Here is a 13,285-nt window from a genome sequence, read left to right on the forward strand (position 1 = left end):
ATGCACGGGGCGCGCCCTCCGGCGTCGGTGGAGAAGCGCGTTCAGACCGAAAAGCTGTGCAGTTGCAGGTCGTCGCTGAGCATCTCGCTCGCCCGGCGGCCGCGCACGCTCGTGCCCTGATCGTCGAGGGGCGGACTGACGACCGCGGCTCCCAGACGCCCCGGCGCCGACAGCACGATCGCCCCCGACACGCTCGACTTCGCGGGCACGCCGACCGCGCGCATCCACCGCCCCGACCCGTCGTACACCCCGCAGGTCGCCATGACCGAGACGACGTCGCGGGCCACGCGTGCGGAGACGACGCGTTCGCCGGTGCAGGGGTTCACGCCGCCGAGCGCGAGGGTCGCGCCCATGACCGCGAGGGTCTCGGCATCGACGAGGGTCGCGCACGCGCGGGCGTATACGGCCACCGCGTCGTCGGCCGAGGGCTGCAGCGCGCCTTCGGCCCGCATGAGGTGGGCGAGGGCGTGGTTGCGGTCGCCGAGCAGATGCTCGTTGTGTGCGACCTGCTCGTCGACGAGCAGGTCGCGGCCGGCGAAGGCCGAGAGGCCCCGGGCGATCCGCGCGCTGCGCTCTTCGGGTCCGTCTCCCTCGACGAGTGAGGCCGTCAGCAGCGCCCCCGCGTTGACCATGGGGTTCGGCGGCCGACCGGTGCCGCTTTCGAGCTTGATCGCGTCGAAGGCCTCACCGGTGGGTTCGATGCCCACGAGATCGAGGGCTTCTCCGTCGGTGTCGACGAGGGCGAGCGCGAAGAGGAAGGGTTTGACCGCCGACTGCACGCTGAACGGCACATCGGCCTGGGCGCTGGTGCGCACGGTGCCGTCGGGCAGCGCCAGGGCGAGAGCACATAGGTCGGGATCGGCGTCGGCCAGCTGCGGGATGCTGTCGTCGACCGTGCCACCGCGCTCCGAGAGCAGGCGCGATCGGAGCGCGTCGAGGTCGAGGGAGCGGGGATCGGGGGGCGAGGTCACTCCCCCAGCCTGTCAGCCGAGCGAGCGCGCGGGGCCGTCAGTACAGTCCGCGGGCCGAGAGCTCGTCGCGCAGGATCGGCGCGAGGCGCTCGGCGAACGCCGGTGTCAGGTGCATGTCGTCGTACCGCACGGGTGTGTCGCCGGCGAACGCGGGGCAGACTCCCTGCCAGCACGAGAACGGCAACGCGTCGATCGCCGCCTCGCCGGTGGCGGCCGCCTGCGCCTCGGTGGCGGCCTGCATCTGCGTCCACACGTCGTCGACGGCGGCGAGGCACGCCGCCGGGCCCGTGAGCGGGGAGTAGCAGCGTCCCAGGTCGGCGCCGTGCGGCGGAGGCGCGAGGAACACGGTGTGCCCGGCCGGCGCCCACCCCGAGACCTCGTTCGCGACCCCGGATGCCAGCTCCGCGGCGTTGAGGTCTCGCCCGTCGACCGTGCGGGCGAGCGTGTAGGCGTTCGACACGACGAGCAGGTCGGCGGGGTCGGCCGCGACCATCGCGGCGATGTCGGACTTGCGCCCGGCGCACCCGGCGGTCACCGCGGGGTCGCGGCTCTCGACGAGGGCGTCGGTGAAACGGCATCCGTACATTCCGACGGTCGTGACGCGCCACGCTCCGCCGCTCGCGTCGGCGAGGGCTCGGAAGGCGGGCGCGTAGGCCATCGCACTGGAATCGCCCACCAGGTACAGGTGCCGCGGAGCGTCGGCGTTCCCCCACGTGCAACGGCCGGCATCGGGAGCGACGTCGGGGGTGAAGCAGTCGTGCGCGGGATCGTCGGCCGAGGTGGCGCGCATCACCTCGTCGAGCGAGGGATGCAGATCGGGCCAACTCGACGCCGTCGTCGCCGCGGCGAGCTCGCTCTGCAAAGCGGCGAGGGCGGCGCCGGCGTCGGCCACCGGAGCGGCGGCGACGGGTGCGGCGGGCGCGACGATGACCGGCGCCCCGTACGCGACGAACACCGCGAGCACGGTCGCTCCGGCCCCGATCGCCAGGGTGGCGCCGGCCAGGGCGATCCGCGGGGCGAAGCGCGTTCTCCACTCGGCCCAGGAGTCACCGGAGCCTCGGGCCGGCGCCGGGGTGGGCACCGGCGCGGGCTGCGGCGGGGTGATCCCTGCAGCGGGGGCCGGTTCCGGAGCGACCGCCTCGGTGGTCGCGCTCTCGGTCGCTCGCCGTCCCGGGTAGTACCGCTGCCCGGGCACCCATCCGGCGGGGCGAGACGCGAGCGCGGCGGCCCGTGGCGTCGGCACCGCGACCTCGGCGAGGGCAGGGGTCGAGGCGGCCGCGACCTCAGCGGGCGGAGCGCCCCCGCTCGGGCGGACCAGCCACGGCGAGCGGTGCAGCGGCTGCTCGACGCCGAGGTAGGTCGCAACGGTGAGCACGACCATCACCAGCACGGTGATGCCGGTGGCCGCGGGCCCGGGCGCCAGCAGGGCCCCGGCGAAGACGATGACGGGGAGGTGCCAGAGGTACAGCGAGTACGACGCGTTGCCGATCGCGACCGCCAGCGGATTCGAGACGGCGAAGAGGGAGCGGTGACGCGGGTCTCCCCCGGTGCCGCCCGCGATCACCAGCGCCGCGCCCGCGACGGGCATCACGGCCCAGGGGGCGGGGAACGGCGCCGTCGGATCGACGACGAAGAACGACGCGACGACGAGCGCCACCCCGGCCCACGAGAGCAGAGCGCGCAGGGGGCTCGGCATCCGGAGCAGGAGCGGCACGAGGGTCGCGACGACGGCGCCGGTCGCGAGTTCGCCTGCGCGGGTTCCGGTCGAGAAGTACGCCACGCTCGGGTCGAGCGGGGTCTGCACCCAGGCGAGAGCAGCGGATGCCAGAACCACGGCGCTCGACAGCAGGCCCACCGCGACGCGCGCCCCCGTGCCCCGCCGACGCGCGACGGGGAGCACCAGCACGAGCAGCATGACGAGGAGGGGCCAGAGCAGCGAGAACTGCTCCTCGATCGACAGCGACCAGAAGTGCTGCAGCGGTGAGACGGCGATGGTGGAGAAGTAGTCGCGTCCCTCGAGGGCGAAGCGCCAGTTCGAGACGAGGCCGACCGCGGCGAGAGCGTCGCCCACGATGCTCTCGGCGCGGGTTCCGGGGAACACCACGAAGGCGGCGCCCACGGTGGCGGCCAGCACGACGAGGGCCGCGGGCAGAAGGCGTCGGAGGCGTCGGGCGAAGAACGCCGACAGGCGCACGGTGCCGGAGGCGTCCAGATCGCGCAGCACGATGCCGGTGAGCAGGAACCCCGAGAGCACGAAGAACACGTCGACGCCGACGAAGCCTCCGCGCGGCCATCCCGTCAGGTGCGTGGCGACCACGGCCACGACGGCGAACGCCCGGAGCCCTTGGAGATCGCGGCGCGCGGGGGCTGCGGGTGCGGTCACGGCGGCGTCCTCTCCGGCGGCCGAGCGACGGCCGGAGCGAGTCTAATGGAACCGCTCCCATACGCCGAGCACAGGTGGCCGCTGTTCAGAGCGCGAGACGTGCGACTCGCCCGTCCCGGGCCCGCGATGACCGCCCGGAAAAGAGGAAAGGCCCGGGGTGGAAGCCCGGGCCTAAGGTGAGAGCCACGTTAGATGACGCGGTACTCTCGCTCCCCGGCTTGGACTCGAACCAAGAACCTGTCGGTTAACAGCCGACTGCTCTGCCAATTGAGCTACCGAGGATCATGCGCACCTTGCGGTGGGCAACCCCACGATACTAACAGCACCCGGGGGCGTGCGAAAAATCAGCCCGCCGAAAGACGTCGCTCGGGCGTGCCGTCGGGTGTCCACTGCAGAGCCTCCACGCTGTGGCCGAACGCGACGGCGTGCCCGGCGTGCAGAACCAGCACGTCGGCGTCGAGGTCGCGGGGGGCATCGGCGTCGTTCGTGACGACCAGTGTCGCCATGCCGCGCTCGTCACGACGGCGCAGGATCGAGGCACGGGCGGCGGCGCGCACCTCGACATCGAGGTTGGCGTACAGGTCGTCGGCGACGAACAGCCGCGGTTCGAGCACGAGGGCGCGGGCGAGCGCCACGCGCTGCCGCATCCCCGCGCTCAGCTCGTACGGATACTTCGGAGCCGTGCCGAGCGGGAGCTCCATCTCGTCGAGCAGAGTCGCGACGCGCACCGCCAGCGCCCGGGTGTTGACCTTGCGATCGCGGCTCGTGATCGGCTCGGCGATGACGTCCTGCACGGTCAGGCGCGACGGGAGCCCCGCGCCGGCGCCCTGCGGCAGGTAGCCGGTGTGGAACGTCCACTCCCGGCGGGCGCGCCCGGGCCGGCGCGCCGAGATCCCGTGCACGCGGGCGTCGCCCCCGACCACGGTGAGCCCGTCGTCGGGATGGCCGGCGAGCAACGACACCAGCGAGGTCTTGCCCGACCCCGTGGCGCCGCGCACGACGAGGGTCTGGCCCGCGCCCAACGAGAACGTGATCCCGTCGATGACGCGGACGCCGCTGCGAGCGAGCGAGAGGTCGTCGGCACGGAGGGCGACGTCGGTGTCGTGGGACCGGGGCATTCCTTCATCCTCGCCCACCGCGGGGGCCGATGCCAGCAGCGCGTCCCTACTGCGCGACGAGTCGTTGGCGGTCGCCGTCCAGTTCGCGCAGTCGGATGCGCAGGCGGCGGCCCTCTTCGGAGTCCGCGGGAACCCGCTGGATGCCGCGCAGCAGCTCGTTCTTCTCCCGCTCCAGTTCGCGCACGAGGAGTCCTCGCGCCAGGTCGTTGGCCGAGGCGACCGCGCCGTCTTCGGTGCGGGCCGGGAACTCGGCCGTCAACAGCTCGGCGGCCAGGGTGCGGAAAGGCTCGCGCACCGCCTCGACGGCGGCCACGGCCCACCCGGGCTGCGACAGATCGGTGGCGGCCAGCGAGCTGCGCACGGCCTCGAGGGCGGGGTGTCCGAACGGCGACTGCAGGGCGCGCAGGAACAGGTCGGGCTCGATGCGATGCCCGTACTGCAGGAAGGCCATCATCGCGCCGCGTTCGAGGGCGACGTCACGCGTGTTGGGCAGCGAAGCCAGGCTCACCGACTGCGCGATCACGGGGCGCTCCGTCTCGCCCGCTCCCCCGCGCTGCGTATCACGCTTCTCGGCACGGTCCGCGCCGCGCGCGGCACGTTCGACGGCGCTCCCGACCTCGGGCAGGTCGAGGCCGAGGCGTCGGGCGAGCACGCGGACGTAGCCGGGGCGCAGCGCCGGGTCGCGGATGTCTGCCACGATCGGGGCCGCGGCGCGCAGGGCACCGGCGCGCCCCTCGACGCTCGACAGGTCGAAGTCCTTGAGCCGCTGGTCGATGACGAACTCGAACATCGGCGCCTTGTTCTCCATGAGCGCGCGCACGGCACCGTCGCCGCGCTGCAGGCGCAGGTCGCACGGATCGAGGCCCTCGGGGGCCACGGCCACGTACGTCTGGGCGGCGAAACGCTTCTCGTCGGCGAAGGCGCGCAGCGCCGCCTTCTGCCCCGCGGCATCCGGGTCGAAGGTGAACACCACCTCGCCCGAGGCGCTGTCGTCTCCCATGACGCGGCGGAGCACCGTGATGTGGTCGCTGCCGAAGGCCGTGCCGCACGAGGCGATCGCGGTGGTGATGCCCGCGAGGTGGCAGGCCATCACGTCGGTGTAGCCCTCGACGACGACCACGCGGTGCGAGCGCGAGATGTCGCGCTTGGCCAGGTCGAGGCCGTACAGCACCTGGGCCTTCTTGTAGACGGGCGTCTCGGGGGTGTTGAGGTACTTCGGGCCCTGGTCGTCGTCGTAGAGCTTGCGCGCCCCGAACCCGATGACCTGACCGGTGATGTCGCGGATCGGCCACACCAGCCGGCCGCGGAAACGGTCGTACACGCCACGCTGCCCCTGCGACACGAGTCCGGATTGCAACAGCTCATCGCGCGTGAACTTCTGGGCGAGCAGGTGGTCCATGAGGTGCGACCAGCCCTTGGGCGCGTACCCCACGCCGAAGTGCGCGGCGGCCCCCGCGTCGAACCCGCGGTCGCCGAGGAAGCGGCGCCCGGTCTCGGCCTCGGGCGTCATGAGCTGGGCGCGGAAGTACTCGGCGGCGGCGGCATTGGCCGCGTACAGGCGCGACCGCCCGGTCGTCTCGGGAGCCGGCCCGCCGCCGTCTTCGTAGTGCAGCGTGTAGCCGACGCGCGCCGCCATGCGCTCGACGGCCTCGGTGAATGAGACGTGGTCCATCGCGCGCAGGAACGAGTAGACGTCGCCCGACTCGCCGCATCCGAAGCAGTGGTAGTAGCCCACCTGCGGCCGCACGTGGAAGCTGGGGCTGCGCTCGTCGTGGAACGGGCACAGGCCCTTCATCGACCCGACGCCCGCGGACTTCAGGGCGACGCGTTCACCGACGACGTCGGCGATGTTGACCCGCCCCTTGACCTCGTCGATGTCGGACTGGCGGATGCGCGCCATCAGGCATCCGCTCCGCGGGGTGCGCGGGTGCCCGGCGCCCACACGCCCAGCTCGGCGGCATCGACGTCGCCCACCAGGCGGTTGTGCCAGGCGATCGCGAGCTGGTCGGTGAGGCTCGCGACCTGGTCGACGACCACCCGGCGACGCGCGGTGTCGTCGGCGGCCGCCTCGAAGTCGGGGGCGTGCAGGGCGTCGAGCGCGCCGGGGTTCTCCCAGAGGGCGGATGCCAGGCGCTTCAGCACGTGGCGCTGCTCGCGGTAGAGCACCTTTCGGCCGTCGATCGACACGACGGTGGCCCCGATGATGCCCTTCAGCACGGCCATCTCGGTCTCGACCTCGGCCGGGACGATCACGTGGGCGCGGTAGCGGGTGAGCTCGTCGGCCGGGTAGGCCTCGCGCGTCGCCGCGGTCGCCGCGCGCGCGAAGCGGCCGATGAGGTCGGAGGTGAGGTTCTTCAGGCGAGCGAGGGCGGGGCGTGTGCCGTCGAACGAGGGGATCCACTCGGGCATCGACATGAGTCGCTCGAGCCCCTCGGCGAGGTCGTCGCGCACGAAGTCGTAGCCGACCCACCGCTGGATCGCGTCGAGCAGACCGTCACGGCCGACCCTGGATGCCAGGCGGGCGGGGTCGATGTAGCGGTTGACCATCGCGTCTTCGAAGTCGTGCACCGAGTACGCGATGTCGTCGGAGAGGTCCATGACCTCGGCCTCGATGCAGCGCTGGCGCGCGGGCGCTCCCCCACGCATCCAGTGGAAGACGGGCTCGTCGTCGGGGTAGACGCCGAACTTGAGCCGCCCGCCCGGATCGGGGACGGGTTCGTCGACCGTCCAGGGGTACTTGCAGGTCGCGTCGAGGCTCGCACGCGTCAGGTTGAGCCCGAACGGCTCGCCGTCGGCGCCGAAGGTCTTGGGCTCCAGGCGCGTGAGGATCCGCAGCGTCTGCGCGTTGCCCTCGAAGCCGCCGATGTCGGCCGCCCAGTCGTTGAGGGCGCGTTCGCCGTTGTGGCCGAAGGGCGGGTGACCGAGGTCGTGACTGAGGCAGGCCGTGTCGACGACGTCGGGCGACAGCTGCAGGGCCGTCGCCAGCTCGCGGCCCACCTGCGCGACCTCGAGCGAGTGCGTGAGCCGGTTGCGGGCGAAGTCGGCGGGGCTGGCGGGGCTCAGCACCTGCGTCTTCGCCGCGAGGCGCCGCAGGGCGGCGGAGTGCAGCACGCGCGCGCGATCTCGGGCGAAGTCGTCGCGCTGCGAACGGTGCTTCTCGACGTGGAAGCGGGCGGCGTCGGCGTCGACGTAGCCGAGCGGACGAGCGGTCGCCGTGCTCAGCTCAGCCACCGCTGTGGTCCAGTTCGGCGTCGGCGAGGGCGCGGCCGGCGGCGTCGCCGATCTCGCGGGAGTCGAGCCATCCGTCGGGCAGGGCCGGGCGCTTGGGCGTGCCCGCCCGCCCGCGCTGACCCTCGGCCGGGGCGCCGGGGTACGGCGCGTCGAGCTCCATCGTCGCCAGCAGCTCGTCGATCTCGTCGAGGGTCGAGGCCGTCGCGAGGCTGGCTCGCAGCTCGCCGCCGACGGGGTAGCCCTTGAAGTACCAGGCGACGTGCTTGCGGATGTCACGGCATCCGCGCCCCTCGTCGTCGAAGAACTCCACGAGCAGCTCGGCGTGACGGCGGAAGGCGCGCGCGACGAACCCGAGGGTGGCGTCGACGGGGGCGCCGTGGGCGGCGTCGGGGCCGCCGAGGGCCCGCGCGAGATCGCCGAACAACCAGGGACGCCCGAGGCAGCCGCGGCCGACGACGACGCCGTCGCACCCGGTCTCGGCCATCATGCGCACCGCGTCCTCGGCCGACCAGATGTCTCCGTTGCCCAGGACGGGCACGCCGGTCACGGTCTCTTTGAGCGTGGTGATCGCGTTCCAGTCGGCGTGACCCGAGTAGAACTCCGATGCCGTGCGGGCGTGCAGGGCGATGGATGCCACTCCCGCGCCCTCGGCGATGCGTCCGGCCTCGAGGTAGGTGAGGTGGTCGGGGTCGATGCCCTTGCGCATCTTGATCGTGAGCGGCTTGTCACCGGCGGCGCGCACGGCGCGCTCGACGATCTCACGGAACAGCGAGAGCTTCCACGGCAAGGCCGCTCCTCCGCCGCGCCGGGTGACCTTGGGGACCGGGCAGCCGAAGTTGAGGTCGATGTGGTCGGCGTGGTCCTCGTCGACGATCATCTGCACCGCCGCTTCGACCGTCGCGGGATCCACGCCGTAGAGCTGGATCGAGCGGGGGGTCTCGGACTCGTGGTGGCGGATGAGGCGCAGGGTGGTCTCGTTGCGCTCCACCAGGGCACGCGTCGTGATCATCTCGCTGACGTACAGACCGGCGCCGTACTCGCGGCACAGTCGACGGAACGCGGTGTTCGTGATGCCGGCCATGGGGGCGAGCACGACGGGGGCGTCGAGTTCGATGTTGCCGATGCGGAGCGTCCGCGTCGGAGCCAGTGCCGTGTTCACTCGTTCATTCTCCCAGACCTCACGAGACAGCGGTGCCCGGTCCGGTCAGACGCCGGGGCGGGCACCGCTGTGAAGGAACCTCACGCGTCGGCGGTCTCCGACGCCTCGCGACGTTCGCCCCAGACCTGGCGGGCGATCTGCGTGAACGCCTCGACCGGCTGCGCACCGCTCACGCCGTACTTGCCGTCGATGACGAAGAACGGCACGCCGGTGATCCCGAACTGCTGCGCCTGCTCCTGGTCGGCGCGCACGGCCGCGCGGTAGCGCTGCGAGGCCAGGGCCTCGCGTGCCGCGTCGGCGTCGAGGCCCGCCTCGACCGCGAGGTCGACGAGGTCGTCGTCGCGGCCGACGTGGCGACCCTCGAGGAAGTACGCCGACATGAGCAGCTCGGCGAGCTCGAGCTGACGCCCGTTCTCTTTCGCGAAGTGCAGGAGCTCGTGCGCCTTCACCGTGTTGGTGTGCTTGAGGATGTCGAAGCGGTAGGTCAGCCCCGCGTCGGCGGCGACGCCGGTGACGCGGTCGAGCATCTCGCGCGCGGACTCGGGCGAGATTCCCTTGTGCTGCGAGAGGTAGTCGACCTCGCCGCCGTCGAAGTCCTCGGGGGTGTCGGGCGAGAGCTCGAACGAGTGGTACTCGATCTCGACAACGGGGGCGTCGTCATCGGCGGCGGTCGCGGCCAACCCGTTCTCGAGGTTGCGCTTGCCGATGTAGCACCAGGGGCAGGCGATGTCACTCCACACGTCGATCTTGATGGCATCCGTCATATCGCGTGCAACCTCTCGAGCTTGTGATCTATTCCGTTGGCGGCATCTTCGCCGGAATCAGGCGGTGGGGGTGTCGATCGCGCCGCCGAAGCGACGGTCGCGCGACAGGTAGAGCCCGATCGCGTCCCACAGGTGCGTGCGTCGGAAGTCGGGCCACAACGTGTCGAGGAAGACCATCTCGGCGTACGCCGACTCCCACAGCAAGAAGTTCGACGTACGCTGCTCGCCGCTCGATCGCACGAACAGATCCACGTCGGGCATGTCGGGCTGGTAGAGGTTCTTGCGGATCAGCTTCTCGGTCACCGCCGAGGGCTTGAGCCGGCCTGCGGCGATGTCGTCGCCGATGCGCCGCATGGCATCCACGATCTCGACGCGCCCGCCGTAGTTCACGCACATGGTGAGCGTCAGCGTGGAGTTGCCCTCGGTGAGGCGTTCGGCGTGCTGCAGCTCCTTGATGACCGAGCCCCACAAGCGCGGCTTGCGGCCCGACCAGCGGATGCGCACCCCCCACTCGTTGAGCTGATCGCGACGGCGGTGCAGCACCTCGCGGTTGAAGCCCATGAGAAAGCGCACCTCGTCCGGAGAGCGCGACCAGTTCTCGGTCGAGAAGGCGTACACCGACAGGTGCTTCACCCCGGCCTGGATCGCGCCGGCGACGACGTCGAGCAGCGCCGCTTCGCCCGCCCGGTGGCCCTCGACGCGGGTGAGACCCTGCCGGTTCGCCCAGCGGCCATTGCCGTCCATGACGATGGCGACGTGCTCCGGCACCGCGCCCTTCGGGTAGGCCGGCGGATATTGCTCCGTCCAGTCGAGGGGACGGTACGGCACGGCGTCGCGGTGGGTGAAGGGCTTCGGGGTCACGGATGCGCCTCCAGGTGCGAGAGGGAACGGATGCCCCGTTCGAGGTGGAACTGGGCGTAGGCGGCGACGAGCCCCGACGCGGCGGCGGTGGTGCGCCCGGCGGCGGCGTCGACGGCATCCCACTCCCCCGCCATGAGCGAGCGCAGCAGATCGACTGTGTCGCGCGCGACCCGAGGAGAGCCGGCCGGCGCGCACGTCGAACAGATGACGCCGCCGAGCTGGGGAAGGAAGTAGTCGTGCTCGCCGACGGTGCCGCAGCGCGCGCACTCACCGAGTCCGGGTGCCCAGCCCGACAGCGCCATGGCCCGCAGCAGGTACGAATCCAGCACGCTCCGTGCCGCGTGGTCGCTGCGGGCGAGCGAGCGCAGCCCACCCACGAGCAGTAGGTACTGCTGCGGGGTCGCCTCGGCCTCGTTCAACCGATCGGCGGTCTCGACCATCGCGCTGGCGGTGGTGTAGCTGTCGTAGTCGGCGACGATGTCGGCACCGTACGAGCCGAGCGACTCGGCCTGCTGCACGATGTCGAGATTGCGGCCGGTCGCCAACTGCACGTCGGCCACCATGAAGGGCTCGAGGCGCGAGCCGAACCGCGACGAGGTGCGCCGCACGCCCTTCGCCACCGCGCGGATCTTGCCGTTGCGGCGGCTGAGCAGGGTGAGGATGCGATCCGCCTCCCCCAACTTCTGGGTACGCAGGACCACGACTTCATCGCGGTAGGTGGGCACAGTCCATTATCGTTCGGCGATCCCGTCAGAGGCCTGCGCGGCGCGCGCGCGGCCGGGTCTGCGGCGTGGAATGGTCCATCTGTCTGACCGCCCCACGCTGCAGTGGCCCACACGCCCCGGGAGGCGTCACCAGCCCCACCGATCCGACAGATGGACCACCCCCGCGGGCGGCGAGACCGGCCGAGCGCGAGCCCATCCGCAGCGCCGAGTGGTCCGTCTGTCGGACCGCCCCACGCTGCAGTGGCCCACGCGCCCCGGGAGGCGTCACCAGCCCCACCGGTCCGACAGATGGACCACCCCCTCGGGCGGCAAGACCGAAGGGGGGAGAATGGATGCCGTGAACTCGGTCTTCGTCATCCCCCTGTGGGCGGATCTCACCGCCGTCGCCCTGGGCGGCGTGCAGGGGGCGCTGTTCGCGTCGGGCTTCCAGGGGCAGCGGCGCCTCGATCTGCTCGGCGTCGCGATCATCGGCATCCTGCTGGGGATGGGCGGCGGTCTGATCCGCGACCTGCTGCTGGGGCTGACGCCCGCGACCCTGCAGAGCAACTGGTATCTCATCACCGCGACGTTGGCGTCGATCGTCGGCATGCTGCTGTCGGGGATCTTCCAACGCCTCAACCGCGCGATCGTCATGCTCGACGCGGTCGTGATCGGTCTGTTCGGCGCGTTCGGCACGTCGAAGGCGCTCGCCCTGGGCATGCCCGCCGTGCCCGCGATCTTCGTCGGTGTGGTCGCCGCCGCGGGCGGCAGCGTGCTGCGCGACGTGCTGATGGGCCTGCCGGTGGCGATCATGCACGTGGGGTCGCTCTACGCCGTCGCCGCGGGTGGCGGCTGCGCGGTGCTCGCCGTCACGGCCGCCTTCGGCGTGCCCCTGCCCCTCGCCGCGGTGATCGGCGTCGTCGTGACGACCGTGATCCGCGTGCTGGCGGTGCTCTTCGACCTCTCGCTCCCGGAGCAGCGCAAGCTCTACCGCCGCAAGGTCGCGGTCGAGACCACCGGCATCCCGATCATCCGGGGCGACGACTGAGACTCCTGAGGGCGACGAGGGAGGGGTGGATGAGATCACCGCGGGTCCGAGGTCTGCCTGACTGACGGGTACGGAACGCGTAATTCTGTCGTGACAGCTGTGTCCGGCAGACCTGCTAATGTGAACATGTATAAATGCCATGAACGGGGCAGACGATTGACCCCGAGACGGTTCCACTCTCGAACGGAAGGTCCTCACCCGTCGATCGCATCACACATGGAGCAACGTTCCCGAACAGCACATCTCGCTGGCACGGGTCGTAGCCGACCGCGGGTGAAAGATCTGGTGAAGTGCTCGAATCCCACCGCCGCTACGACCCGTCGTAGCGGCGGTTGAGGTTGTGAGATCGGAGTGATTTCACCCACCGCCGAGGCCGACCGGGTGGGTCGGGGTGGTGCTTCGGGGTGGCGATGGTTCCGTCGGGAGGTGTACGCCTCTCCGAATGTGCCGTCGTCCCGTCTTGGCGGGCGAGAGTAGAGAGAAAGAGGCTCGTCATGGCCCGCAGCAAAGATTCCGGCTCCCGTTTCGAGCGCGTCGCGTTCACACCCGCCGTGGGGAGTAGTGATGCGGGCGAGGGCCATCTGAGTCGCCGCACGTTGGTGGCGGGGGCAGCGTGGTCGGTGCCAGCGGTGACGTTGCTGGCGGCGGCGCCGGCGTTTGCCGCGGTGTCGGGGGGTTCGTTGAGCGTGTCGGCTCCGAACGGGCGGGTGCCGGCGTCGGGGGCGGTGCCGGTGACGGCGGTGGTGAAGAACTCATCGGGTCAGCCGAACGCGGGGACCGCGGTGACGTTCACGGGGGCGACGGGGACGTCGTTCACTCCGGTGTCGGCGACGACAGATGGTTCCGGCACGGCGGTGACGCAGATGGATCTGGGTACTCCGTGGGCCAAGCCCGGATCGACGGTGACGGTGACGGCAGTGTCGGGATCCGATACGACGTCCGGGTCGTTCTCGGTGTTGGGGTCGAATGTGGTTGTGGCGGGGCTCGGGTATTCGTCGGTGTTGGCGCAGTCGGAGTTGGTGTTTCCGTCTCCGGTTGTTGATGCG

At 71.4% G+C, this 13,285-nt stretch carries 10 protein-coding genes, 1 tRNA gene and 1 pseudogene; 2 read left to right on the forward strand and 10 right to left on the reverse strand.

From position 1 onward, the window contains the following. Positions 1–41: 41 nt before the first annotated feature. The 10 genes from glsA to recO all read right to left on the reverse strand — a co-directional run bounded on the left by glsA (position 42) and on the right by recO (position 11,212). The gene (gene glsA / locus ASF96_RS14910; protein WP_055940383.1) at positions 42–971 is read right to left on the reverse strand and encodes a glutaminase A; all 930 of its coding nucleotides are present in this window, start codon (positions 969–971) and stop codon (positions 42–44) included. 37 nt (positions 972–1,008) lie between these two features. Continuing rightward, positions 1,009–3,354 (reverse strand): acyltransferase family protein, encoded by a 2,346-nt coding sequence (locus tag ASF96_RS14915; RefSeq protein ID WP_055940388.1) that lies wholly within the window; start codon positions 3,352–3,354, stop codon positions 1,009–1,011. A 209-nt stretch (positions 3,355–3,563) separates the two neighbouring features. Then, positions 3,564–3,636 (reverse strand) — tRNA-Asn (locus ASF96_RS14920). Positions 3,637–3,698: 62 nt separating this feature from the next. Further along, entirely contained in the window at positions 3,699–4,472 is a 774-nt protein-coding gene (locus ASF96_RS14925; RefSeq protein ID WP_055837073.1) for an ATP-binding cassette domain-containing protein, read from the reverse strand. 46 nt (positions 4,473–4,518) lie between these two features. Further along, the gene (gene dnaG, locus ASF96_RS14930) at positions 4,519–6,372 is read right to left on the reverse strand and encodes a DNA primase (RefSeq protein WP_055837070.1); all 1,854 of its coding nucleotides are present in this window, start codon (positions 6,370–6,372) and stop codon (positions 4,519–4,521) included. After that, on the reverse strand, positions 6,372–7,694 hold the full coding sequence (locus ASF96_RS14935) for a deoxyguanosinetriphosphate triphosphohydrolase (protein ID WP_156458893.1): 1,323 nt from the start codon (positions 7,692–7,694) through the stop codon (positions 6,372–6,374). The genes dnaG and ASF96_RS14935 overlap by 1 nt, the downstream gene beginning before the upstream one ends. Before the next feature lies 1 nt (position 7,695). Next, positions 7,696–8,862, reverse strand: a complete 1,167-nt coding sequence (gene dusB, locus ASF96_RS14940; RefSeq protein WP_055940391.1) for a tRNA dihydrouridine synthase DusB — start codon at positions 8,860–8,862, stop codon at positions 7,696–7,698. Positions 8,863–8,942: 80 nt separating this feature from the next. Continuing rightward, entirely contained in the window at positions 8,943–9,626 is a 684-nt protein-coding gene (locus ASF96_RS14945) for a DsbA family oxidoreductase (protein WP_055837060.1), read from the reverse strand. 57 nt (positions 9,627–9,683) lie between these two features. Continuing rightward, positions 9,684–10,487 (reverse strand): isoprenyl transferase, encoded by an 804-nt coding sequence (locus ASF96_RS14950; RefSeq protein WP_055837057.1) that lies wholly within the window; start codon positions 10,485–10,487, stop codon positions 9,684–9,686. Then, positions 10,484–11,212 (reverse strand): DNA repair protein RecO, encoded by a 729-nt coding sequence (recO, locus tag ASF96_RS14955; protein WP_055837054.1) that lies wholly within the window; start codon positions 11,210–11,212, stop codon positions 10,484–10,486. The genes ASF96_RS14950 and recO overlap by 4 nt, the downstream gene beginning before the upstream one ends. Positions 11,213–11,540: 328 nt before the next feature. Between recO and ASF96_RS14960 the strand changes: the two genes are divergently transcribed. Further along, positions 11,541–12,239, forward strand: a complete 699-nt coding sequence (locus ASF96_RS14960; RefSeq protein WP_055940394.1) for a trimeric intracellular cation channel family protein — start codon at positions 11,541–11,543, stop codon at positions 12,237–12,239. Positions 12,240–12,733: 494 nt separating this feature from the next. Further along, positions 12,734–13,285 (forward strand): annotated as a pseudogene (locus tag ASF96_RS17075) (Ig-like domain-containing protein); the annotation flags it as partial.

The organism is Microbacterium sp. Leaf179 (assembly GCF_001423785.1).
Lineage (GTDB): Bacteria > Actinomycetota > Actinomycetes > Actinomycetales > Microbacteriaceae > Microbacterium.